This window comes from Lyngbya sp. CCAP 1446/10, assembly GCF_026130175.1.
In the GTDB taxonomy this organism is placed as follows: Bacteria; Cyanobacteriota; Cyanobacteriia; order Cyanobacteriales; family Microcoleaceae; genus Microcoleus.
On sequence record NZ_JAIGNI010000038.1, the window covers coordinates 1 to 24342 of the forward strand.

The 24342-nt window shown below is 44.1% G+C and carries 22 protein-coding genes; 9 read left to right on the forward strand and 13 right to left on the reverse strand.

Going from position 1 to position 24342, the window contains the following annotated elements; genetic code table 11:
- Nucleotides 1-116: 116 nt before the first annotated feature.
- The 6 genes from K4039_RS16760 to K4039_RS16785 all read right to left on the reverse strand — a co-directional run bounded on the left by K4039_RS16760 (nucleotide 117) and on the right by K4039_RS16785 (nucleotide 8201).
- The gene (locus tag K4039_RS16760) at nucleotides 117-350 is read right to left on the reverse strand and encodes a hypothetical protein (RefSeq protein WP_321161621.1); all 234 of its coding nucleotides are present in this window, start codon (nucleotides 348-350) and stop codon (nucleotides 117-119) included.
- Nucleotides 351-515: 165 nt separating this feature from the next.
- Nucleotides 516-1349: a CRISPR-associated endoribonuclease Cas6 gene (cas6, locus tag K4039_RS16765; RefSeq protein ID WP_265236690.1), complete on the reverse strand. Its 834-nt coding sequence runs from the start codon at nucleotides 1347-1349 to the stop codon at nucleotides 516-518.
- A 30-nt stretch (nucleotides 1350-1379) separates the two neighbouring features.
- Nucleotides 1380-3665 carry a type I-D CRISPR-associated helicase Cas3' gene (gene cas3 / locus K4039_RS16770; RefSeq protein WP_265236691.1) on the reverse strand — a complete coding sequence of 762 codons (2286 nt, stop codon included), beginning with the start codon at nucleotides 3663-3665 and terminating at the stop codon, nucleotides 1380-1382.
- On the reverse strand, nucleotides 3658-4422 hold the full coding sequence (gene cas5d, locus K4039_RS16775) for a type I-D CRISPR-associated protein Cas5/Csc1 (RefSeq protein WP_265236692.1): 765 nt from the start codon (nucleotides 4420-4422) through the stop codon (nucleotides 3658-3660). Before cas5d ends, cas3 begins: the two co-directional genes overlap by 8 nt.
- Nucleotides 4423-4425: 3 nt before the next feature.
- Nucleotides 4426-5454, reverse strand: a complete 1029-nt coding sequence (cas7d, locus tag K4039_RS16780) for a type I-D CRISPR-associated protein Cas7/Csc2 (protein ID WP_265236694.1) — start codon at nucleotides 5452-5454, stop codon at nucleotides 4426-4428.
- 17 nt (nucleotides 5455-5471) lie between these two features.
- Nucleotides 5472-8201 (reverse strand): CRISPR-associated protein Csc3, encoded by a 2730-nt coding sequence (locus tag K4039_RS16785; RefSeq protein WP_265236696.1) that lies wholly within the window; start codon nucleotides 8199-8201, stop codon nucleotides 5472-5474.
- A gap of 161 nt (nucleotides 8202-8362) precedes the next feature.
- Here K4039_RS16785 and K4039_RS16790 point away from each other — a divergent pair, with 161 nt between their 5' ends.
- The gene (locus K4039_RS16790; protein ID WP_265236697.1) at nucleotides 8363-9223 is read left to right on the forward strand and encodes a YafY family protein; all 861 of its coding nucleotides are present in this window, start codon (nucleotides 8363-8365) and stop codon (nucleotides 9221-9223) included.
- Between the two features lie 280 nt (nucleotides 9224-9503).
- On the opposite strand, the gene K4039_RS16795 is transcribed toward K4039_RS16790, so the two are convergent.
- Nucleotides 9504-9719 carry a hypothetical protein gene (locus K4039_RS16795; RefSeq protein ID WP_265236698.1) on the reverse strand — a complete coding sequence of 72 codons (216 nt, stop codon included), beginning with the start codon at nucleotides 9717-9719 and terminating at the stop codon, nucleotides 9504-9506.
- 260 nt (nucleotides 9720-9979) lie between these two features.
- On the opposite strand from K4039_RS16795, the gene grxC reads away from it, so the two are divergent.
- Entirely contained in the window at nucleotides 9980-10294 is a 315-nt protein-coding gene (grxC, locus tag K4039_RS16800) for a glutaredoxin 3 (RefSeq protein WP_265236699.1), read from the forward strand.
- 89 nt (nucleotides 10295-10383) lie between these two features.
- On the opposite strand, the gene menD is transcribed toward grxC, so the two are convergent.
- Both menD and K4039_RS16810 read right to left on the reverse strand, forming a co-directional pair.
- Complete coding sequence (menD, locus tag K4039_RS16805; RefSeq protein WP_265236700.1) at nucleotides 10384-12225, reverse strand: 2-succinyl-5-enolpyruvyl-6-hydroxy-3-cyclohexene-1-carboxylic-acid synthase; 1842 nt, start codon at nucleotides 12223-12225, stop codon at nucleotides 10384-10386.
- A 162-nt stretch (nucleotides 12226-12387) separates the two neighbouring features.
- Nucleotides 12388-13821 (reverse strand): isochorismate synthase MenF, encoded by a 1434-nt coding sequence (locus K4039_RS16810; RefSeq protein WP_265236701.1) that lies wholly within the window; start codon nucleotides 13819-13821, stop codon nucleotides 12388-12390.
- Between the two features lie 382 nt (nucleotides 13822-14203).
- On the opposite strand from K4039_RS16810, the gene menA reads away from it, so the two are divergent.
- The 6 genes from menA to K4039_RS16840 all read left to right on the forward strand — a co-directional run bounded on the left by menA (nucleotide 14204) and on the right by K4039_RS16840 (nucleotide 19347).
- Complete coding sequence (menA, locus tag K4039_RS16815) at nucleotides 14204-15100, forward strand: 2-carboxy-1,4-naphthoquinone phytyltransferase (protein ID WP_265236702.1); 897 nt, start codon at nucleotides 14204-14206, stop codon at nucleotides 15098-15100.
- A gap of 147 nt (nucleotides 15101-15247) precedes the next feature.
- Nucleotides 15248-15493 carry a hypothetical protein gene (locus K4039_RS16820; protein ID WP_106151164.1) on the forward strand — a complete coding sequence of 82 codons (246 nt, stop codon included), beginning with the start codon at nucleotides 15248-15250 and terminating at the stop codon, nucleotides 15491-15493.
- The gene (locus K4039_RS16825) at nucleotides 15490-15906 is read left to right on the forward strand and encodes a TIGR02281 family clan AA aspartic protease (RefSeq protein ID WP_265236704.1); all 417 of its coding nucleotides are present in this window, start codon (nucleotides 15490-15492) and stop codon (nucleotides 15904-15906) included. The genes K4039_RS16820 and K4039_RS16825 overlap by 4 nt, the downstream gene beginning before the upstream one ends.
- A 2-nt stretch (nucleotides 15907-15908) precedes the next feature.
- Nucleotides 15909-16709 carry a 2-succinyl-6-hydroxy-2,4-cyclohexadiene-1-carboxylate synthase gene (menH, locus tag K4039_RS16830; RefSeq protein ID WP_265236705.1) on the forward strand — a complete coding sequence of 267 codons (801 nt, stop codon included), beginning with the start codon at nucleotides 15909-15911 and terminating at the stop codon, nucleotides 16707-16709.
- Between the two features lie 197 nt (nucleotides 16710-16906).
- The gene (locus K4039_RS16835; RefSeq protein WP_265236706.1) at nucleotides 16907-17929 is read left to right on the forward strand and encodes an o-succinylbenzoate synthase; all 1023 of its coding nucleotides are present in this window, start codon (nucleotides 16907-16909) and stop codon (nucleotides 17927-17929) included.
- Nucleotides 17908-19347: a 2-succinylbenzoate--CoA ligase gene (locus tag K4039_RS16840; RefSeq protein WP_265236707.1), complete on the forward strand. Its 1440-nt coding sequence runs from the start codon at nucleotides 17908-17910 to the stop codon at nucleotides 19345-19347. Before K4039_RS16835 ends, K4039_RS16840 begins: the two co-directional genes overlap by 22 nt.
- Nucleotides 19348-19372: 25 nt before the next feature.
- On the opposite strand, the gene K4039_RS16845 is transcribed toward K4039_RS16840, so the two are convergent.
- The 4 genes from K4039_RS16845 to K4039_RS16860 all read right to left on the reverse strand — a co-directional run bounded on the left by K4039_RS16845 (nucleotide 19373) and on the right by K4039_RS16860 (nucleotide 23422).
- Nucleotides 19373-20344: a putative 2-dehydropantoate 2-reductase gene (locus tag K4039_RS16845; RefSeq protein ID WP_265236708.1), complete on the reverse strand. Its 972-nt coding sequence runs from the start codon at nucleotides 20342-20344 to the stop codon at nucleotides 19373-19375.
- 355 nt (nucleotides 20345-20699) lie between these two features.
- Entirely contained in the window at nucleotides 20700-21113 is a 414-nt protein-coding gene (locus tag K4039_RS16850; protein WP_265236709.1) for a thioesterase family protein, read from the reverse strand.
- 159 nt (nucleotides 21114-21272) lie between these two features.
- A complete protein-coding gene (locus K4039_RS16855) occupies nucleotides 21273-21719 on the reverse strand; it encodes a tellurite resistance TerB family protein (protein ID WP_265236748.1) in 447 nt (148 codons plus the stop codon).
- Nucleotides 21720-22117: 398 nt separating this feature from the next.
- Nucleotides 22118-23422 (reverse strand): ATP-binding protein, encoded by a 1305-nt coding sequence (locus K4039_RS16860; RefSeq protein WP_265236710.1) that lies wholly within the window; start codon nucleotides 23420-23422, stop codon nucleotides 22118-22120.
- Nucleotides 23423-23551: 129 nt separating this feature from the next.
- Between K4039_RS16860 and K4039_RS16865 the strand changes: the two genes are divergently transcribed.
- On the forward strand, nucleotides 23552-23884 hold the full coding sequence (locus tag K4039_RS16865) for a TMEM14 family protein (RefSeq protein ID WP_265236712.1): 333 nt from the start codon (nucleotides 23552-23554) through the stop codon (nucleotides 23882-23884).
- Nucleotides 23885-24342: the final 458 nt, after the last annotated feature.

Sequence of the window (24342 nt, forward strand, 5' to 3'; positions counted from 1 at the left end):
CGAAAAGTAGCTAATGGATTTAAAGAAACAATGAAAATTATTTTTGATGAATATCTACCAAAATGGAATTATCGTGCAGTGCCGACTATTTAACCAACGCTAAAGTTATTAAATTTTCATTCCTTACCAATCAGTTTGTAGCGCTCCGACTTCAGCCAAATCGCGCGAACCTGCCAAGTTTCATCGCGGTTGATCTCGCCCATAGTGTGAACGCGATCGTGCAAAGTCGTCCCTTCTATGGTATACTGGTTGTCCGCAAATTCTCCCGCGCAAGACATTCGCCAGCAGCGGTGGGGACAGTAGGAGTATTGGTTCAGAAGTGCGATCGAAATGTAATCAAAATCGTTCATAATTTTGATGGTTTGTAGGAGATTAGTAATTGGAATTAGCAACAGGCAAGATGCCTGTGCCACAAGAGTTTAGTGTTATTGTGGGGTGGGCATCTTGCCCGCCCTGGAATTCTGGCATCTTGCCCGCCCTGGAATTCTGGCATCTTGCCCGCCCTCAAAATCCGTTTAACTCTTATTAACAACTATTCGTCGAGTCATTCCCATCCCCATCGGAGTTTTCCTCCCCACCCCGCAGTAAACAGCAAAATCAGCCAAAGCGTTAATTTGCTTAATCACTAAAGGCTCCACATCTCCCAAAATCCGATAACTAACCTCCCCAACCATGCCGACAAAATCGCTTTGATAGTTAGTCAATTTTTCACTTCGGATATTGACAAATGTCGAATAAAGTGCATCGAATGACAGGTCGGGAATTGCGATCGGGCTGTACTTGTTCCACCGACTGAGGAGACTGTTAAAAACGCAGTCTCTAGTAGGAATCACTGAATCAAATTTTCCCTGTCGAAAGGTAGTAGGAGTCGCAAAACTGAAGGCAATTAAGCGATTAGTTTCAGAAGCGCGATCGTACAATTGAGAGTAATCGCAAGCATTAGCCCAAGGCTGATCTACTTGGGGCGTTCCCAAAATCTTAGTAATCATCAAATCCGCCGGGCCCAAATGCCACGGCTTCGAGGGATTGAGATTCAGCCAAAGATTAGTTAATTTGCCGAATAGAGTGTCATCCAGCAGACTAATTCGCCACCAACACAGCGTGTGTTCTGGAATCGGTTCTGTGTGTTCCCATTGCAGGAAGTGGTGTTTTTTGAAAGGGCATTTTTTAGTTTGCAAAGGGCTGAGGGTGAAGGATTTTTGGGCTGTGGCATCGTGGAGGCGATCGCCGAGTTCTTTGTCAACGGAGCTCGCGAGGGTGAGAAAGAGGGCGTGGAGGTGTCTTCCCGTTAGGTATCCGGGGGATATTGGGGAGAGTGGGAGAAGGTTGAGGATGAGGCTGTGCGGCATATTTAGTTAATAGTTGGTTGTGTTGATTGCTTAGATGATAAAAGGCTCATCATCGGGGAGACGTAGCTGCTTGCTTTTCATTGCCATAGTTAAAATTCCTGATAATCCGGGTAAAAATCTGTAATTCTGTTTTTCAACATCGTCACAAGCAATCACGATCGGATATGAGACAATTCCTTGCTTTCGGAGTTGGAAAATAGCAGCAGCATTTTTGACTCCGCAAACTATTACCCCCGGTAGCAAATGTTTTTCCAGCACTTTCAGTAAAGGAGTTGGTGCGATCGCACTTCCCAGCCGCCGTTCTATTCTACAATTTGGAAAAGCCGTTAACTTGTTGAGTTCTTTGTTAACAAAGTCTTGGTAATTGTCGCGATACCGCATCCGAAAATTTAATTCATAAGTAACTTCAGCGCGTGCCGTCACCACCACAAATTCGCCATCTTCAGCAAATTCGTAATAACGTAAGAGATGGAGAGGGTCTAAAATTGTTTCTTCCGAATCATCCAGCAATAAGCCTTGAGGGTCGCGAATGGGGAGACTTTCAAACAAGCTGGAACGAAATTGAAACAGCGGTGCATAACTAGCACTCCAAATCTCAGCAAAGTCTTTTAATTCTTTCCCAGCATCAGCATCTTCTTGAAACAACTTTTCAAATTGTTCTATGCTAGCCCTTTTTGCTTTTAGTTCCTCAACTTCAAACGGATAGTGAACGTCTAAAAACTTTTTGACAAAAGCTTGACCGCCTTTGATGTATTTCCACTGGCTTTTGAGAGTGAGTTTTTTCGCAGAGACTTTGACAATATCTTCGGCCCCGCGCAGAGTTCGCATTCGGCGGCGGTAATAGTCCCAGTCGCGATTTCCTCCGAGTGTTTCTTTCAGAGTATTGAAAAGTTGCGGTATTAACTCGCTACCGGGTAAATTCTCAAATTTTTCTTCAAGTTCTAACAGAGGACGGGCAATTTCTAGAAAGGCTTCTGAACGCCAATAAACATCTAAAAAAGGTTTGTCTAGGCAGGGAATACTGTCAAGCATTTGTTTGAGTGCGGCGCGTCCTCCCGAACAGTCTAGGGTGGATAAACCTTGTTCCCAAGCCGTTTCTGGTAAATATGCGATCGCCTCTGAATCAATATTGGTTTCAGACTTACCTAATACCCGTCCAACTCGTCCCAATCGCTGCCAAAACGAGAACCGATCGCGACTGGAAAAAATCAACCAATCCAAGTTTTGCCGCGTCGGTGCAGGATTTCTTTCAAAGTTAAATCCGACATCTACAGTGCTTGTTGCTAAGATAATCGGGCACTGCATTGCTCGTTTCCTATCTGCAATGGGTGCAGGGCCAGTAATTCGACCGATGACATTACCAAGTCCTCTTTGTTTCAGCAAGTGGTATAGATCGTTGATGTTAACAAGAGCATCCAAAATTACAGCACCATTTTGATCGGGATTTTCTCGAAAACGGTTGACCACTTCCTCTGCTAATTCTAGTAAAAACTGGTCTCTTTCAGGTGGCGATCGCAATTCAAGATTAACTGCTGTTTGTGATGGTAAAAGATGAGAATTGTCTGTTTCTCCATTAATCCAGGCTATTTTGACACCCTTGAATTCTAAATTTTTCAGTGCTAACTCACAAGCTGGTTCTGGTGTTGCTGTCAACAAAACTACTCGCCGCCCGTATTCAAAAAACCCGAAAACGTAAGAATAAGCTAGATAAAACAGTAAACTAACCAACTGTTTAGCGTCATATAGATGAAATTCATCAAAAATGACCGTACCAAACTTTTGGTAAAAAGCACTGGCGATGTTAGTGCGATCGTTCTTGTTGTAGGCAAAGAAAGTCGCGTAGTAAAAAATATCAGGATTTGTCACCAAAATAATTGGTCGATTAGCCCCGACATCTGAAAAGATTGTAGCCGGATTCCGCAGCACATTGTACAGCTTCTCGCCCGGACGATTACCAACTTTATCATTAGGCCATTCCCTAACTTCTCTAGCAGAAGCAGATTTCACAACGTGACGCAAACCTGCTGCCCGGACAAACTTTTCTAAAGCTTCCCGCTGTTGTTCGACTAAGGCATTAGTCGGCGCGACATAAACAGCACTTTGAGTGGGATTGTGCAGTAATACTGTACAACTAGCTTCTGTTTTTCCTGTGCCAGTTGGCGACCAATTGAGAGTAATATCGGCATTCCGAGACTGTTCAAATACATCAACTTGATGCTGAAGTGCATTTTTTATAAAAGCTAACTCAGGCGGCAGCGATGCACAAGCTGAAATACTTCGAGGTTCTAGCTTAATAAGTAATCTTTCATTAGCCATTTTGTCTACCTCCGCAACAGAAATATAAATTGGCTGGAACAATCATTTCACCAATCTGCCAAGCTGCACCTCGAAAGGAAAGGTTTTTCAGCAAAGGTGCTGGTGGCATCGAAATTAAATCGAATGACAAGAGTTCTAGATTAGGCGGCAAATCAGCTACACTTAAATAAGCTTGACTTTGATAATCGCCGCTCGGCAAAAGAGTTATTTCAAGTTCAGAGAAAACATTCACTTTGACTTTACTCATGAATTTACCCACACGAATATAATCGGGTAATTCGCAATTTCCAAACACCACTGTTTGAAACTTATTGCCCCGTTCAATCATCCGCAACCGTCCGGTTTGAGGAAAATTACTTGCTTTAAATGAACTTGGTTTTTTACCTTCTCGTCGCTGAATTGGTAAATCTTCACGGGCTGTAGCGACGCGGTTATGAGTCATCACGTACCAATAAGCATCAGAAAGTGCGTTGAACCGCTCAAATCTGAATGTTACTCTGCCGTTGATTGGGGAAGCTGGCAATACATAACAAGCTTGTGCGATCGGTTCTAAATCTTCTTTGTAGGTTGGTCGTCCGGTTGCCTCACCTTGAAGGCGATAGGGGGAACGTACCCAGCCAAAAGCATAGGCAAGAGCATAGTTCCCGATCGCACCTTCAGTGTAATAGGTATCAGACAACTCCCTAGAGGCAAAAAAGACTGGTTCTGCACACCACAGTTCGACTATTCTTGCCTTTTGAAAAGGAAGTGTTGACATAGATTAACTCTCTGTTTCTACAGGTGTTTTTTTGCTTTTGGCTTTGCTTTTTTTCTCAGCAGGAGGCAGACGGAAAGGCTGGTAGGATTTATCCAATCGCTTCAGAAATTCATCGCGTTCTGTTTCAGACCAGTGACGGTCTACGTCGGCAATTAAACTATCTAATTCATCCTGAGAAAGCTGCATCGAAACTCCACGCTTGTTAGTCCAAGTTGCAATGACTTGCTTGATTGCTGCACTCAAAACATCAATATCGAAGGGATGTTCTAAAGGCTTTGGCAAAGCATCATAAGTGGCTTGTACTAATTCTAGAGAACTCGGAAGTTCTGCTATGCTGCCAAAGACTCCTAATATCTGGTTTTCCATCCGTCCAACTCGGCTGGAAACTGCACCGTAGCGGCTTGTTAACAGAATGTTGCCGATCGCATAACGCAACTCGTCAGCCGTAATATCTTTGAGGGTGACGACATCAATAAAATGCACTCCAGGTTTGATATATTCGCTCGTATTTAAAGCTGTTGATGCTTTGGTATCTTCCTCTCGTTTCAGACGCATTGTCCCATTTTCATAGATAGCATTGATTGTGCGATCGCCTACAGCCTGACCAGCAGTCAAAATACTAAAAGCATCTTCAGTCCAAACCCGGCTTTTTTGAGCGCCGCGGCCTCCAGCAGCAAAACCGTAAAGAAAACAATCCACGCACATTTCGCAAGGTGCATTTGTGTTTAGCGAACAAAGAGTGCCTTCTTTTGGACTTGTATAAAGAAGTTCGTGAGCTCTTAAAAACTCGCGCCCCCTGCGCCGTTCCGGTGCTACCTGTTTACGCTTAGTCATCACCAAGCGTTGAACGATAGTTTTTTTGTCTTCTAAACCAGCCGGAACAAATTCGCTACACATTGGTTCGCCAGAACCTTCTGTGCGAAAAATAGTTTCAGAATGGGTTGTCCTGAGAACAACTAAAGTGATAATTCGTCCCTTGGGAAAATTTTCGTAAGTGGGAGCAAGAACAGGACTTAGTTTGTTAATTGACATGGGAACCTCCTAATTAATTAAACAGATGTGGTGGTTTCAACAGAATCATCAGAGTTATCTTCAGACTTTCTTTTGGGAAGCTGCTGATATGCTTCTTGCCAGAAAAACAAATATGCAGCTTCAAGTTTGTCTTTATCGGTGAGAAGTTTCTCTGGACGCGCTTGATAAACTTCCTCGTAAAGCTTTCGCAAAATGTCGTAATATTGCTTGATTTGTTCGCGCTTAGTTGCACCGACAACGTGATCGCGAATGCGATCGAGGCGAGTGTGGTACTGCTGCACTAGAGAGGCAAACATAAACTCTAAATCCATGTAAGGCTTTTGGGAACGCACTGCTGCTGTAAAATCAGTGAATGGTTCTGCTAAAGACGTGCGTTTGAAAGAACTTCCCTTGAGGTTAGCAGCCGCCGCAATTTGAGCTGCTTCTTTAAGGTATTTCGTTAAAAGCGTGTTTTCATTGGGCATAAGACTCTCCAGTAAACTATTCAATGGGTCGCGAATGCGACTCCAAATTACACTCAGATTAGGTTCATCTTGTTCTCGTAAAGTCCAGCGCAGCAGTACATAATAAAGGTCAAAAGGTTGTGCTGCTGCACGGGCTAAATCGTATAAACAATCATCGGCTTTCTGAATGCTGGCAACTGCGATCGCTAATTTACCGATACAGCGCAGCCGCTTGAGGATTTCCTCGGCTTCTTGACGGCTGTATTGTCCGCTTCCTAGCAAAGTTTGAAGTGCCGCCGGAATTCCCTCTACTCGCCCGTAAATATCTGATGATATTTCTACTTCTAAGTTGCCACTGAGGGTAAAGGGAAAGCCAAACTCTAAGGATAAGGATAATTCTAAAGCCAGTCGCAGTGACTTGAGCAAGGCAAGAGAAGCATTAGCATCTCCCCAAACTAAGGCTTCGGTAACAGTTGCATGGATAAATTCTGGACGTTTAGGAAATGCAATTCCTACAACTTTGTTAGGCTTGAATTCGAGAATGTTGTCTTTGTACAGCTTAAACTCGTCAACTGTTACTGTACCACCTTCAGCATTTGTAGCAGCAAGTTCTTTTAAATGTTCTCGCCAAATCCGAAGTAATTCTGGAGAAGAACCTTTCGGTAATGCTAGGTGCAAATAGATGGGGTCTTTTTTATTGGCAGCCGGAAAGTTTGCCCCAATTGCCATTAACTGATAAGCCAAGGCTGCCATTGAGTCTGCTTGCCTTTTTGGTTCTGCGCTGCTTCCACCGGGTAAGCGATTAGAAAATACTTGAACTTTTGTACCGGGCGGCATATTGCCAGAAACTAAGTCGTCTGTTTCGCTGAAAGTAGACCCAAGAGAACAGCGTTTGCGAGGATTTGCTTCTATATAAGCATTCAGTTCGTCAATTCCGTTCCATTGAAGTGCGATCCTCTCCGAGGGCTGCACTAACGGTAAACTTAAAGTTTTGGCAACTGCTGCGATTATTTCTTCTGAAGCCTCAGATGTCTCTGGTTGTTGGGTACTTTCTTTTCTCAGTTGAAAAGATTCGCGCAGTGCTTCTAGAATGCCCTCTAATCCTTTATGAGCTGCTTTGGCTGCAAATAAAGGTCGCCCGTATTGTCCGTTAAAGGGTTCAATTGCTGCTCTTTGCTGTTCAGAAATACCAACATGAGTAGCAATTTTGTCCCAAACTTCTTTAGGGTTTATTCCTGCTTTTCGATAGCTGAGATAAGCAGCTTTCAATCCTTCGGCGATCGCAAATTCTTCTGCACTGCCAACAGCCAGTAAACCAATGGCTGCTGCGTTCTGCACGGCATCTGCACCCGCAGTATCCCCCCACTTGGCAATATCTTTATTGATTTTATCTGCCTTGAATCCAGCTTTTTTCTTTTCCAATAAAGCCTGCACGTTTAGCAGCACTTCCTCAACATTTTGCTGGATGGCTGATTGAGCAATTTTAATCCCATCTTTGGTTGCCCGTACCAACCGTTCGATATTATTGCCAAAAACTAGGTCGATTTTTGCTTGCCAACAAGTGGCTATCTCTGTTGTTAAATCTACTGCTGGTAAATTTTCTCCTTCAAACAGTTCTCCATCTGGAAAAATTGCTAAAGGAGTCAACCCGTATTTTTGCAAAACTTTTTCGCAAGCCCCCAGCAACAAAGCTGTGATGTAACCTCTGTCTTCAGATACGCGCACTCGAAAAAGTTTACTGGGGCGATCGAAGGCAACGGTTAATTCTTTTTGAACTTTCCGAAAACGTTCGGATTCTGGAATTCCTAAATCGAATAAATCCGCCCCTGTTAACATTGCGGCCCAGCGATCGATCGCTGGATCTTCGGGTAAAAATATCGCCGCATCGCTGCGGTTGTGCCCTGAGTGCCGTTCTATCAATTTTCTGGCTAGTTCAAAGTCATTTTCTGTGACAACAAAGCTGAGTACGCAAGCTTTTTCTAACTGTTCTTGCAAAAATTCCCGATTTCTAGCGAGAGTTTGTACATTGCGTTTTTGTCCTGATAAATCGAGTTTGTTGAGGTCGTGAACGGCCGTTGCTGCTAGCAGTACAGGTCGTTTTTCTTCGGGGACTCCCCCGATGCGACTGACTGTCAACATGAACTGACAGGCGGAGTCGAGATGTTCTGCAAGGGTTGTCCCTTCCCTGACGCCGTACTGGTGATGGGCTGCGTGACGTTTGTAAAGCTGGGGTCGAATTTCGCTGAAATACCGTTCTTCTAAGGTTTTGGGAGGACGGTTCAAAAGTCGGCGCTGGTTTGACACGATCGATTCCTCATGTAAAATTTCTTGCTTGGGACAAGTTTTTGAGTTGCCAACAACTTCTGTAAGTGCAATGATTGTACTTTCTGGGTGTGCAGGCTATTACTATTTACAATAAAATCAATATAGCACGTATTTTTGTAAGTGCAAGTATATATTGAGAAATGTCGCGAAAAAAAGAAGCACTCACCCTTTCAGTCCCGCCGGAAACCAAAGAACAGCTAGAGTCGATCGCCCTTCGCCTCGGTATCAAATGGGGTAAATCCCCCAGCGTATCCGGGTTATTGGTGGCGATCGCCCAACACCGACTCGATGTAGGTGAACCTTTCACGCTCAACTCCGCCGAAGTCGCAGCCTTGCAGCAAAGCATCAGACTGCTGATCGACTCAGGCTATATCGAGCAAGCGCGATCGCTCTCACAACTGCTTGTAACTAGGGGAAACCTAGAAGCCCCGCTGCGCCAATCGCTGCTGCAACAAGTCATCCAGCCCACCGTAGCGTGGCGCATTCAAGCCGAAGAATACATCAACGAGAAACAACCGTTTCTTGTTCTGTACCGCAATCCCAAAGGAGAGGATTTGGCATATACAGTCCGCTATGCCGAGATTTCCTTTGAGGAAAAGCGCTTTTACCTCGAAATTTGGTGCGAAGAGACTGATGACATCAAAAATCCCGATTATCCCGAACTCATCCACAATCGCTGTCTGCGGTTCGATCGCATTCAGTCCATCGTCAAAACGGACGGAGAATGGCGTGATGAAGGCCTAGCTTATCTAAAAGTGTACTTGCACTTTTGCCGTGGCATGGTGAATGCCTACGATCCGAGGGCAAGAGATATCAGCGATCGAGTTGTCGGAGATGTCCGTGAAGTCGTGCGGCGCGTCTCTAATCCTTTTTGGCTGATTCGGGAAGTATCGCGATATTGGGAAGATTGCGCGATCGTGTCGCCCCAGAAGGTGCGCGATCGCTTCCAACAAAAACTGATCGCCCTCTGCCGCCATTACGACATCGACATCCCCGATTAGCCGTTCCCCGAAAAACGCACGGGGGCTCAAGAAACCGGGTTTTTACCGAGATTAAGGGTTTAAATCCAGTATTTTGGTAAAAAACCCGGTTTCTGACAACCCCTGTGTCAGCCCAAAAAAAAGCAGCCCTTAACAGGCTGCACATCGAAAAAAACCGTTGTTTAGTTGTAGGAGAAAACTTTAAATCGAATTCAAGTTGCCGTTATATCAAGTCTCTGGGACTCCGGCGGGCGATCGACTGCCAATCAATTTCGCCATCTTTAGCTACCGCTGACTCACCTTACATTGCTGCTGAAAGTTCGTTCACCATTCTTACCCGGCCTCTGAGCACTGCCCGCAGCAGGCGGTTGACACAGCCTCTATCTTCGTCATTTAGCGACTCGTCCAAGGTGGCGGCCATCAAACCGTAGCGATCGGCTAAAGTTAAAACGCCCGTGTCGCTTACAGAAGCGATGATTTCAGAGATAGCGCCGGGGAGGAGTTGTAAAGCGTTCATGGCAGTGCGGTTGAATTCGATATATTCATAATCCCCCGGTTTCCCGAAAAGATCAGTGATATTAATGAGGTTCCGAAGGTGATTATTTGGGGTGTACGTAAGTGATCCGAGTTGAGTGAATGTGTGACCCGAATCACAGCGCCAAAGGTGGCACGGGCAATTCCATAGCAGCCTAACCTTTGGTAGGACGCGGGACTGATGGCGTTTCGCTAAAATGATTTAATCCCTCAATCAGTTTAATTTTTACCCCAGTACCGAAAATGCTTGATTTTCTCAATCCCATTTTGGGCCGATCGCCCGATCGCATCAAAGCCAATGTTGAAATTTACACTTGGCAAACCTGTCCGTACTGCATCCGGGCAAAAACTTTGCTGTGGTGGAAAGGCGTAAATTACACCGAATACAAAATAGACGGCGATGAAGCGGCCAGAAATGCAATGGCCCTACGCGCTAACGGAAAGCGCAGCGTGCCCCAAACCTTTATTAACAACGAACACGTCGGCGGCTGCGATGACATTTACAAACTTGATAGAGATGGAGAATTAGATGCGCTACTAGCTCAACCAGCAGTTTAAATACTCCTTGTACGCTTTTCTTTATTTTCTTTCAGTCCGCGGAGGCGGACTTCGTATGTGTAGCCCCGACTTCCAGTCGGCGGCTTATCTTAGTCCGCAGCAAATTTACCGAGATTGTCTTGCCGCCATTTAGCATCTGTACGCCTGTTTGTGAGCAATTCTAAGACCCGAATAGCGCTATTTGGCTGCACCAATAATTTTTGTTTGAACTGCTCCCAATCGTCGATTATCTCATGTTCCACGCCGTAAGTTGCACACAACTGAGCAAAGTTGATATCCTGCGGCGTGGCAAAAAACTCTTCAAAGGGCGGGTCAAATTTCGCAACTGGCAACATTTCAAAAATTCCGCCGCCGTTGTTATTAATTAAAACAATTGTCAGATGACCGACAAATTTATTTTTAATTAAAAAGCCGTTTGTATCGTGCAAAAGTGCTAAATCGCCTGTTAGCAATATACTGCTTTGATTGCGGTGGGCTACTCCTAAAGCTGTTGACAGTGTGCCGTCGATGCCGTTAGCGCCGCGATTGACAAAAGGTTTGATTTCTAAGTTGTTCGGCTTCCAGAAAAATTCGACATCTCGCACGGGCATACTGTTAGAAATAAATATTGGTGTTGCTGGGGGCAAAATTTGGGAAAGCAGCCAGGAAATTTTTGGTTCTATTATGCTGTTAGTTGATGACATTTTCCGGTCGATTGCTTGTCTGACTTTGGTTTCGGCGTTGTTCCAAAGTTGGAGATATTCGTTTGTGGCTGAGGTAAGAACCCCCCCTAGCCCCCCCTTGCTAAGGGGGGGGACAAGAGTTAAACCAGCCTTGTTAAGGGGGGGGACAAGAGTTAATATAGTTGCGAGATTAGTTCCGAGGTTTTCTATGGAGGTTCGCAGGTGAATTGTTTTGCCGTGTAGGGGATCGAAGTTGTGGTGGCCCGGATCGATTATGTAGCGTTTTGGTTGGGTTTTGTCTAGCCAGTTTCGGAGTTCTTTGCTTGTGGGTAAGTCTCCGATTTGAATGGCGATTTCTGGTCTTAATTTTTCTGCTAGTTCGCGGTTTCGCAGGATTAGATCGTAGGTGGAAATTAGATGGGGGTTGAGTTGGGCGCGGTTTCTTAGGGGCGATAATCCTTCTGCTAAAACTGGCCAGTTTAATAGTTGGGAAATTTGGGCGATCGCACTACAATACTTTTCTGCATCTTGAGGCTGGGCTACACCTGCAATAATTATCCCTTTCTCGCATTCCTGCCATTGTCTGAATGCACTTCCTACTCCCCCCCTTAGCAAGGGGGGGCTGGGGGGGGTAGAAGTTTCTGCTACAACAATCGGTTCTATTCCGGCAAAGAAATCTTCTGAATTAAATTCGGTTTCTAAAGCTTCTACAGCAATATCTGGAACGGGCACCAGCGGATCGCGCAGGGGGATGTTGAGGTGGACTGGGCCTGGTGTCGGAAAGGTCGATCGCTCCCAAGCATACACGATCGTCTGTCGCAGATAGCCTAGCATCCCTAATTCTGCTGAAGGGATTGCTAATTCGGCTTGCCAGTTGGGATAATTTCCGTATATTTTAACTTGATCTATGGCTTGTCCGGCGTGACAGTCGCGGAGTTCTGGAGGTCTGTCTGCTGTGAAAATTAGCAGCGGAATTCGACTTTCTCTTGCTTCTATGATCGCCGGAAAAAAGTTGGCGGTGGCGGTTCCAGAGGTACAAATTAGTGCGGTTGGCACACCGGATTTTTTGGCTATTCCTAATGCAAAAAAACTTGCCGATCGCTCGTCTAGTATGGGAATAGTTTCTATTTGATTATTTTGGGCGAAGGCTATTGTTAGCGGTGCCGATCGCGAACCGGGACAAATTACGGCTGTTGTTAATCCCAGTCGCTGCAAAGTGTCGGCTAGGATGGAAGCCCAGAGAGTGTTTGTGTTGCGGAAATCAATCATTTTGTTCTGTTTGTTAACAAGTCATTTTCTTAGTCCGCGGAGGCGGACTTTGTTTGTGTAGACGCGGTTTCAACCGCCGGACTTTCTTTGTTTGTGTAGACGCGGTTTCAACCGCCGGACTTTCTTTGTTTGTGTAGATGCGGTTTCAACCGCCGGACTTTCCTAAACTAAAGCATTTAAAAGTGCCTGCAATTTTAGCTGAATTTCTGCTAGTTCTTTCTCAGGTTCCGAACCAGCGACGATACCAGCGCCAGCATAGAGTATAGCGCGAGATCCGTCGATTAATGCTGATCGAATGCCGACGGCAAATTCACCGTTGCCGCTGCGATCGATCCAGCCCAGGGCTGCTGCATACAAAGAGCGATCGTAGCTTTCGCAGGCGCGAATTTGCTGTAGGGCAATATCCCTCGGTACGCCGGCCACCGCTGGCGTTGGATGCAGTTGGGATAAAATCTTTAATAAATGAATATCAGGCGGAATTCTCGCCCTGATCGGTGTCCACAAATGCTGAATATTTGACAGTTGCAACAGTCTCGGTAGCGGGGAAAAGTCGGGATTGATGCCGAGACTCGACAGGCGATCGACTATAAAATCAATCACAACTTGATGTTCTCGAATATCCTTTTCACTGTTCAGCAAACCTTTCCCTAAATTCCCATCTTCCGCCTGAGTTTTGCCCCTCGGCGCGGAACCAGCTAAGGCATCTGTTACTAACTGATTGTTTTGAATGCTAATTAAGCGTTCTGGACTAGCACCGATAAAATTTTTACCTTTGCCGTTACTGGTAGAAAATACGTAGCAACCTGGATAAGTGAGGCGCAAGTTATTTAAAGAATCTATTAAGCTAAAAGGGGTTTTTGAAATAACATTTATTGCTTGGGACAAAACAAGTTTACTGAAATATTTAGATTCAATTAATTCTAAAGCTGACTTTACCGATGTTTTGAATTGAGCCGCATCATTCACAGGTATTTGTTTTAAAAATATCGATCTGTTGCCAGGATTTCTTATTTTTATGTAATTCAGAGAGGCTATTTTGTCAACTTTTTGAAAAATATTTTCAGTAATAAATTTAACATTTATATCTCGGTTGATGATGGTATTTGCGACAATTGTACAGCTATCTTTTAGGCGAGTAATCTGCCATTTCGGTAGAAATATGATGCCGGGGGGAAAGTAAGAATTGCTGGCGATATTCTCATCAAAAAAAGCAAAGCTACAAAAAAAGTGCGGCCCGCTAAATGGCAAGCGTTCCGTACCGATGGTAATTGTTTGGGTAAGGCATGATTGAATGAAATTTTGAGCGAGGGAAAATCGATCGCTTCCCGCTACTGTGACATGGATGGCCGAATCTAGGGCGGCAATCGCAAAACTGTTGCCTGCAATGGGGTCTCTTTTTTCAAAATAAAAGTGTCTGTCATCGGGTGCGGCAATTTCTTGCAGTACCACTAGCGGATCGACGGGGGAAATTTCCTGAGAAATACTAACTATTTTTGTTTGATCTTTTTCGGTTAAAGACTGCTGGCAATCTAACAGAAACTGATGCAGTTGATTGCGGTCTTGCAAAAGATTAGCGCGGTGCGGTATTACTGTCATGAAATCGAGAATAGCAGATTTGTCAGAAAGAGTGCGGTTTTGTCCCGCTAGAAACCCTATTTCGATCTAACCACGCTCCGGGCGATCGCAAAACATGACCTTTCGAGTTTCCCGACAGTTTGGGCGCGCTGCGGGCAAAAAAAAGACGATCCCGCGATCGAGCGAAACATTTAGACATAAAACTTTAAGATTGAGAGGGCGAGTTTCGGCAAAAGGCGTCGGCCCCGCAGAGGTTAGTAGACGGGCATTACCGGGCGTGCCAGAGTCCGCAAAGGCTGTCAGCGGATGCCGGAGGCGCACTCAACCGAAGACAGAGCAGACATTCTTTACCAATTAAATTGTAAAATTACCAAGCTGCTATCAATTGAATCAAGTTTGTGTAATGACAACAAAGTTAATTGAGCGTTCAAATAGTAAATTGTGGCTGGCGGCAATCAAGCCACCCATGTACAGCGTTGCCGTGATTCCCATTTCAGTAGGAACTGCCATAGCTTTTGCCGAAACTAAAACGATTAATTCGTCAATCTTTTCGACATTTTTAATGTCAGCCATTTTGATTATAGCATGGCTGAATCTCAGCAATGATGTATTTGACTCGGAAACAGGCATCGATAAAAACAAAGCGCATTCCGTAGTTAACTTAACCGGAAATAAAGCTTTAGTTTTCTGGATAGCCAATTTATTTTTAGCCGTCGGAGTGTCGGGAATCTGCGCTATTTCCTGGTGGCAAAAAGACCCAACAGTAATTTTGCTAGTAGTTTTGTGCTGCGCCCTCGGCTACACCTATCAAGGGCCTCCGTTTCGTTTGGGCTATCAGGGTTTAGGCGAAATTATTTGCTTTTTCACCTTCGGGCCGCTAGCTTTAGCTGCTGCTTATTACAGTCAAACTCAAACTTGGTCTGCTACTAATTTTGCGGCTTCGGCAATCGTGGGAATTACTACGAGTATCATCTTATTTTGTTCTCACTTTCATCAAGTTGAGGATGATTTGGCTGCCGGCAAAAAATCGCCGATTGTCCGAATCGGGACGAAAAAAGGTGCGCTGTTGTTGCAGTGGTTGTGCGGCAGCATTTATGCTTTGACTGTACTGTTTGTGGCGTTGCGAATGTTCCCAATTTGGACGCTGTTGATTTTTGGGAGTTTGTTTTTTGCGATCGACCTTTGTCGCCATGTCACAGACTATCACGACCAACCGGAAAAGGTCAGCAACTCTAAGTTTATCGCACTCGCGCTGCATTTTTCCAGCGGATTGCTGCTGGCGCTAGGGTTTGTCTTGTAGATTTGGCGATTATCGAAAATTTCGGTAAAATAGAAGTACGGTTCGTAGTGAGGACTTTAGTCCTGTTTCTAAGATTTTAGTCAATCAGCACTAAAGTCCTTACTACAAACAGTTTGATCTTGAATCACCAACATGGAGAAGCAAATCATGAGCACGCCCGTTGAAATTAGCCCAATCCTGACTCTAGAAGAAATTTTTAGTCTGTATCCTGATGAGTGGGTACTCATCGTCAATCCTGAATTAGATGAAGAATTAAGTGTGATTAGAGGTGAAGTTTTAGCCCATGCAACAGAACGCGATGAAATTTATAGTAAGCTTTCATTAAGGAATGGAAAATCTGTAGCCATAGAATATACTGGACTGATACCTGACAACCTAGCAGTGATGTTATGACGAAAATGCCAAATTCTCAGAAAACCTACCGTTTGTTGCGTTATGGGCAAAATTTGCTGGCCGTGCAAGCAACTATTGGCAGTAGAGAAGGGGGCAATTTTCTGCGGGTGCGTTTATTGGTAGATACAGGATCTAGCTTCACAATATTGCCAGTTCAAGTGTTACAAAATTTGGGTTATAATACTGGCAATCCTTTACGCAGACAAGAATTAGTTACAGGTCAAGGAATAATTTATGCTCCTGTGATTAATGTATCTTGGTTTAATTGTGTGGGTCAACTAATAGAAGATTTTGAGATAGTTGCCCATAATCTACCACCAAATATTCGTATAAATGGTCTTATTGGTATGGATTTTCTCACTCGTTTTCAAGCAGTCATATCTGTTGGCGATGCGGAAATTAAATTTCAGTAAATATGGAAAAATCTAAAAATTATCAATTTCATTATTCCTTAACTGGTAACAAAAATCAGCCAATAATTCTATTTTTGCACGGATTCACGGGAAACAATCAAGACTTTAGCAGCGTCATTTCCTTACTATCTAAAAATTATTGCTGTCTAGCAGTTGACCTTCCCGGCCACGGACAAACCAGAGTCAACGGCGACGAAAGTTGCTACAATATGTCAAACACAGCCCAAGCATTAATCCACTTATTAGATGATTTACAAATAGATAAATGTTTGTTGTTGGGCTATTCAATGGGCGGGCGATTGGCGCTGTACATGACATTACATTTTCCTGAAAGATTCGAGAAAGTCGTGTTAGAGTCAGCTTCTCCGGGATTGAAGAGTGAAAAAGATCGATCGCACAGACGACAAGCCGATTCACAAACAGCACAAAACCTCGAAAATAGCAACATTAAAGATTTTATCTTAAACTGGTACGATCGCCCTTTATTCAAATCCTTAAAAAAATCTCCCAAATTCGACCAACTCATCGAAACCCGCTTAGCAAACAATCCCTTAGAATTAGCCAAATCACTCCGCAACCTGGGAACCGGCAACCAACCATCTCTTTGGGAAAAACTAACACAAAATCAAATCCCCATTCTCTTGCTAGTGGGAGAAGATGATCGTAAATTTCAAAGTATTAATGCAGAAATTGCCAGCTTATGTCCGGCCGCTAGTCTCAACATTATACCAAACGCTGGTCACAATATCCATTTTGAAAACATTGATAAGTTTGTGGAAGTTGTGAGACAATTTTATGATTAACGGGCAGTCAGAAACCGGGTTTTTTACGAAAATGTTTGTTGTCACCGACAAATCAGGTAAAAACCCGGTTTCTTCGGCCTTAGTGATGATTGACCGGTAGTCAGAAACCGGGTTTTTTACAAAAATCCTTGGTTGTCGTCCACAGATTAGCTAAAAACCCGGTTTCTTTCGCCTTAGTGATGATTAACTAAAAGTAAATGCTATATAAATTTGAGTTTCGCAGCTATCAGCGAAAATTTAAGCGCCCGCTGCGAACAAGTCACGGAATTTGGGATATTCGATCAGGAATTATCCTGCGACTGATTGACGAAAATGGTCGAATTGGTTGGGGAGAAATTGCCCCTTTGAGTTGGTTTGGTTCCGAAACTTTTGAGCAAGCTTTAGATTTTTGTCAACAGTTACCTGCTAATATTTCATCAGAGATGATTTTTGCGATTTCTGCTGAATTACCAGCTTGTCAATTTGGCTTTGAGTCAGCACTATCAAACGAGCCAAATTCACCCCCCCCAAGCCCCCCTTGCCAAGAAGGGGATAAAAGCGAAAATTTAAGTCAGTACAGCGGTTTATTGCCTGCTGGTGAAACGGCTTTGCAGGTTTTACCAATGCTTTGGTTGGAGGGACATCGCACGTTTAAATGGAAGATTGGCGTTGCTGCAATTGAGGAAGAATTAACGATTTTTCAGCAGCTAATTGGATCAATGCACGATTTGTGCGATCGCCAAACAGCACTTTTACGCTTAGATGCTAATGGGGGACTCACCTATTCCGAGGCCCAAAAATGGCTGGAAGCTTGCGATCGCGTGACAGCAACACCCGACTTGGCGGCAGATATTGAATTTTTGGAACAGCCACTGCCGATCGCCCAGTTTCAGGAAATGGTAGAATTGAATGCTATTTATGCAACGGATCTCGCCCTAGACGAATCCGCAGCCAACCTCGATCGCATCCAAGAATGCTACAGCCAAGGTTGGCGGGGAATTTTTGTCATCAAACCTGCGATCGGCGGTTCCCCATCCCAACTCCGAAAATTTTGTCAAACTCACAATATAGACGCAGTTTTCTCATCAGTATTTGAAACCAAAATCGGCAGACAAGCAGCCTTAAATTTAGCAACAGAATTGTCTCTAAATAATAGAGCCCTAGGCTTCGGTACCGATAGCTGGTTCGACGACAATCAAGACACCTGGTTAAAGCATCTATGGCAAAAAAAATCACAGTAAATAGTCTGAATCTACCCTTTGAATTTCCCGATAATTGGCTAATCGGTGTTGACAGCAGCGAATTTACTCGAATTGTCGATCGGCAATTTCAACAAATCACCAAAAATCCCGCCCAAAAAATACCCCCCAAAATTTGCATCGCAGAATCAGAACCCCTGCAATTTCTTGCCAGCTTCATCAGCGCCCGTGCCGCCAAATGTCAGATTTTCCTCTGCAATCCCAACTGGGTAAAACAAGAATGGGAACAAGTCTTTGATTTAGTCCAACCAGACTTAATTTTCGGACAAACTGCTGAGTTTAAAAAAATATTCCCCTCTCTTCCTTTGTATAACCGCGAATTCAATTCACCCGAAATTGATGAATTAGATCAAATCATGATTCCCACCGGCGGTTCATCGGGAAAAATCCGTTTTGCCATCCACACTTGGGAAACACTCACCGCATCAGTCCAAGGTTTTCAACAATATTTTCAACTTGACAAAATCAACTCATTCTGCGTTTTGCCCTTATACCACGTCAGCGGTTTCATGCAGTTTATGCGATCGTTTACCACGGTTGGTAAACTGGTAATCCAGCCGTTTAAAGCACTAGAATACGGCGAAAAATTCGATATCGAACCCGAAGAATTTTTCATTTCCTTAGTCCCAACTCAACTGCAACGGCTGCTGCAAAACCCAGATACAGCTAATTGGTTGTCCCGGTTTCGTACCGTACTTTTGGGCGGTGCTCCCGCTTGGCCGGAACTTTTAGCAACAGCTAGAAACTATCAAATCAAACTAGCACCCTGTTACGGCATGACAGAAACCGCTTCACAAATTGCTACACTCAAACCCGAAGATTTTCTCGCCGGAAACAACAGTTATGGTCAAGCTTTACCCCACGCGAAAATAACTATTCGCAGTCCCAATGGTGAGATTTTGTGCTCAAATCAAATTGGAAATATTGCAGTTAATGCTAAATCTTTAGCCTTGGGTTATTATCCTGAAAAATTTGGCGCTCAGCAATACTTTCAATTAGACGATTTGGGATTTATCGATCACAATAACTGTTTAAATATAGTCGGCCGCAGCAGCGACAAAATTATCAGCGGCGGAGAAAACGTATTTCCTGCACAAGTCGAAGCCGCAATTAAGAATACTAATTTAGTTGCCGATGTTGCTGTAATTGGCTTAGCTGACAAAGATTGGGGTCAAGTTGTTACGGCGATTTATGTTCCCGCTAATTCCGAAGTTACTGTCAAAAATTTGCAAGCAGCAATCGAAGATAAGTTGAGCAAGTTTAAGCAGCCGAAAAATTGGGTTGTCGTCGAAGAATTGCCCCGGAATGCTCAAGGGAAAGTCAATCGAGAACAATTGCAAGAAATTGCAATCAAAATGGTTCGTAGTGAGGACTTTAGTCCGCATAAATCAAAGGACTAAAGTCCTCACTACAAACCTGTATCTATTATTCCACACCTAACAGCCTTCTCGTCCTTTCTGCTTCTTGCCTTTGAACGTCCACAAACTTCAACATTCGGTAAAGTACCTCTATTTGTGGCAACTTAACACCTGCTTTTTCGGCTACCCGTATCGGATTGCCAAAAATCGCTTCTACTTCCAGCGGCCGCGATTCATCGTAATCGATTTTCATGCTGGTGCGGTAAGGCTTCATTTTGTGAGTATATTCCAGCATATTTGGGATAAAATTATCGGGAATAATGCGATCGCAACTTTGAGCGCCCGCTATCACTTCCGCCATAATTTGCTCAACCAAAATCAAAGTATCGGGATTCGCCATCAATTCGTCGGTTCTCGCATTTAAAATCACAGACAGCCCGTTATAAGGAATATTCCACACCAGCTTTTTCCACCTTGACAACAGTAAATCTTCGCTCATTTCTATGGGAATTTCAGCCCGTTGAAAATCCTCAGCAATTTGGCGCAATCTGTCAGTAATACCGATGGTTTTGTAGTCTTGGGAATATTCACCCAAGGTAATAGTACCGTAATCTATGTGGCAGATATGACCGGGGCTAACTTTATAAGAACACAGAAAACATAGTCCGCCAACTACTCGCTCGGCACCGACAATTTTAGCTATTTCTGGTTCGGTATTCAATCCGTTTTGCAATACTAAAACCGTGCCGTTATCCTTTAATAAAGTAGGTAAAAGTTTGGGCAATAAGTGATTTTGCGTGGTTTTCAGTGCGACAATTACTACGTCGCACTGAGGCATTTTGTCCGCGTCACGGTAGGCGCGGACTTGTGGGAGGGTGAAGTCGCCTTCGGGAGACTCGATCGTCAAACCGTGTTTTTTGACGCGATCGTAATCGGTGCGTAGCAAAAAATTTACTTCTAAACCTGCTTTTTGCAGTCTAGCACCGTAGAATCCGCCTAAAGCTCCCGTGCCGATGATGGCATAATTGCGATTTGTCATAAGTAGAAGGAAGAAGGAAGTTCGGCAACGGATTTTGTAACGGATGTAACGGATGTAACGGATGGAAGATGGAAGATGGAAGATGGAAGATGGAAGATGGAAGATGGAAGATGGAAGAATGCTTAGAGCCTTTCGTTTTTGATTCCTCTATATTTTACATTTAATTAAGTCGAACTACTTAATATATAGCGCTTCTCAAGCATGGTGAGGATAGCCCATAGCCCATAGCCCTATGCCGTTCGCGTACCTCATCTTTCTGATCAAGGCTATAAATAAGTCGGAATGAATTTTCAACTAAACAGAAATTTGAGTGTCATTACCTGCTATTATTTAAAGATAGAAGTTATCTGAAATCTCACATTTCAAATTGCCTCATCCACTGCATTAAGTCTTCAGATAGCTGTTTTCTAGTTCGCGTTACTGCATCGATGCAGACGTGCTTAGTAAGAGCTTTAGCGGCGCTTCTTCCTGCAACTTCCCCAGAAAATACTTGATAGGCAATTTCAAATTCATCGCCAGCAATTTGTTTGGGCGTTAGTTGAATCGTCAGCCGATCGCCCGCAAACATAGGGCGATAAAAATCTACAGTAGCATGAATTACGGGCAAAGCTGCCTGGGGATTGCTAAAAAATTCTTTGAGATTGATGCCCGATGCTGCTAGAGATGCCTCGTAAGCTTCGTGGCACATCGCCAAAACGTTAGCAAAGTAAACGACTCCAGCAGCATCGGTATCTTGAAAGCGCACAGTGCGGGTGTAAGTGAAAGGCATTTGAGGTAGTAGCGGGCGATCGCAAATTAAAGCTGAATTTTACCAACCATCATATCGGTAAACCAGCACTTTTGCAGCAGCGATCGGCTAACTAAGCAGCGGCTAATTTTTTATATTCTCAAACTCGCCCTCCTCACTCCTTCCGCTTCCCCTGCTTTCTTAACCTTTGTTTTTTATCAACATCACGTCTATAATCTTGAGGGCAACTTCTTCGGAAAGATCCAATGCACAGTAAAGATCATTCAAAAGTTGTTCTTCTTCTTCTGAGACTTCGCCATCTGCTAAAGCGATATCAGTTGTCACAGCAAAAACTGTTTCTTTAAGTTCGTCTGGAAGCGTTGCCAAAGCCGCATCAAACAGTACCTGAACTCCTTGTCGTTGCAGGATCATCAGCAGCCGATCGAGCATTTTTCGCATCACATCATCTGGATAGCTGCGGAACAATTGCATCCGAGATAGCGTCATACTAATCGCTTTACTTTCGCTGTCGTTGATGTAACCATCGGCTGCTACGGCAATTAGCGCGATCGCCGCAAATGCTTCGGCAGGCCCTAACGTGACATCAGTTTGTTGGCGAGTCTGCGATACTTTATCAAATAAACCCATGATACTTTCCTCATTATTTAGTAGTCGATTCATGGAGTCCCGATGGGCTCTGGCTTTAGATGTTTCCTTGGCTGGGAATTTCGACAATTATATCAAATCTGCTGAGTTATTTATTATCAATAAAATTATGAAAAAATTAAGAATTTTTATTTTGCCCTTCGGCGCTGCAAGGGTGGGTTGATTCAGAGCCTGAATTACCTTGCGATATCTCCGTTCAGTTGACAGTTGACAGTTGACAGTTGACAGTTGACAGTTGACAGTTGACAGTTGACAGTTGACAGTTGACCTGGAAGAAAGAGGATTGCAGTAATGAATCGTCTGATTTTAATTTCTCCATAAAAGGGAGAGGCTTTAAACCAATTCTTTCTGGTAAAACCAGCTCTCCCAGCGCAGACAATCTACTTGTCAAACAAAGCTAAATCTGCTTTTAGGAAATCAACAAACTGCCGCGCAGTCCTTCCAGATCGCCCATTGCGACGAGTTGCCCATTCCTTAGCGCGGTGCTCCAAATCCTCAACAGCGAGCTTGATCCCAGCCAGTTCTGCCAAATGTCGGACAATTGTTAAATAAGTGTTTTGATCCGCAGGTTCAAAAGTTAAAGTCAAGCCAAACCGATCGCTAAATGAGAGTTTTTCCTGCACAGTATCCCAAGCGTGAACTTCGTCTCCGTCGCTGGGGCGAGGCCTATCATCAAAAAACTCTCGAATTAAATGCCTGCGGTTAGATGTGGCGTAAACTACAACATTTTGAGGCCGGGCGGTGACATTGCCTTCCAAAACCACTTTCAAGGATTTAAAAGCATCATCATCTTCTTCAAAGGAAAGGTCATCGACAAAAATAATAAACTTTTGAGGAACTTCCCGCAACTTCTCCACAATTAGTGGCAAATCTTGCAAGTCAGATTTAGATACTTCAATCAAGCGCAGATTGCGATCGCCAAATTCATTTAACAGCGACTTCACCAAAGAAGACTTACCCGAACCGCGACTCCCGTACAGCAAAACGTGCAAAGCCGGATAACCAGCCAGCAAAAACTCCGTATTTTTCACCAGAGCATCGCGCTGCCAATCGCAGCAAACCAACTCTTTCAAATTTATGCGATCGGGATGCGAAATACTCGCCAACTGCCCGGAGCGCCAGCTAAAAGCGCGATATTCGGCAAACAAACCAGTACCAAAATTTCGGTAATATTCTGCCAAAGATTCCGCAGCACCAGACCATTTTTCCAGTTGTCCGTGCAGGGGTTTATCGCCCGGTTCTGTTACAGTTTCGGAATGCCAAATCGGAGGCACTACGTCAAGTTGACCCGCTACTCGCACCCACTTGCTCAACTGTTCGCTGCTGCATTCGTAAATATTTTGCAGCACTTGTAAATCGTGTCTGGCGGCCTCCACCAAAGCTGGTGGCAAACTCGCAAAATCTGTTTGTTGAGCCTTGCGAGAAAATGGATTTTCGTCTTTGAGAATTTCCCAAATCAGAGAATCTTTCCAACTCAGATTTTGAGCGGCCTGAACTTTGAACCATTTGCCGTAAGCCACCTGACAGTCTAAAGCGCTGACTTCGCTGTGGTGGAGAGCTTGCAGCAAGTCGAGAAAGGCTTGAGCTGGGGGGCTTGTGAGGACTGATTGATACAGCAGCAGGGATGCTGCTTGGCGTTGGAGGTAACGGATTTGGGCGATCGCACCAGAAGTTAGGGCTGACATAATGGCAATTGTATAACAGTTAGATAGATACTCTGACTGGGTTTAATAAATTTTCTAACAATTTGTGACTGTAATTGCAGCTATCGCTGTATAAATTTAGATGCACTTGTGAAATTTGGGGCATTAAAAATGAATTTAGGTATAGCAGCGGCGATCGGCTACGGCGTTTTGACACTAATTGGTGGCATCATGGGTTACATCAAAGCCAAAAGCCAAGCCTCGCTCATTTCCGGCCTGATTAGCGGTTCGCTGCTGATTTTTGCCGGCACCGCACAACTCATGGGACAAAGTTGGGGTTTAACATTAGCAGCAGCCATCTCTGCTGCTTTAGTAGTAGTCTTTATTGTACGGTTGGTCAAAACTCGCAAGTTTATGCCGGCTGGAATGCTGATTTTAGCTAGTTTGGCGTCTTTGGGTGCGATCGTTTACGAACTCAGCGGTCAATCGATGTTAGCTTTTTGATTTTATATTTTAGATTTTAGAGTTGAGACTTTAGATTAACTCCACAGCCTTTACTGGGAGTTTAAGCTAAAGTCAATCGATTTTAGATTTTAGATTTTAGATTTTAGATTAACTCCACAGCCTTTACTAGGAGTTTGAGCTAAAATCTAATTTTTTTGTCCATGACTTAATTGTGTGGCTTGCATAGCCTTTCTCAGAAACAGTGCGGTACGCTGGTATTTTGCGTAATTGGTAATTTAGTTCTGTACCCATGAATACCCAGAAACCGGGTTTTTCAACTAAAATATTAGCAAAAATCCTTAATCTCGGTGAAAAAACCCAGTTTCTTGAGCCTGGTATTGCACCCATGCTTGGCACTTTCCCAAATTCTTAGAAAATGAGCTTAATTACTGCAATTAAATGAGAGGCGATCCGTAGCAGCGCTAGCGCAATTATCTGTTTAACTGGTTCCCAGGCTC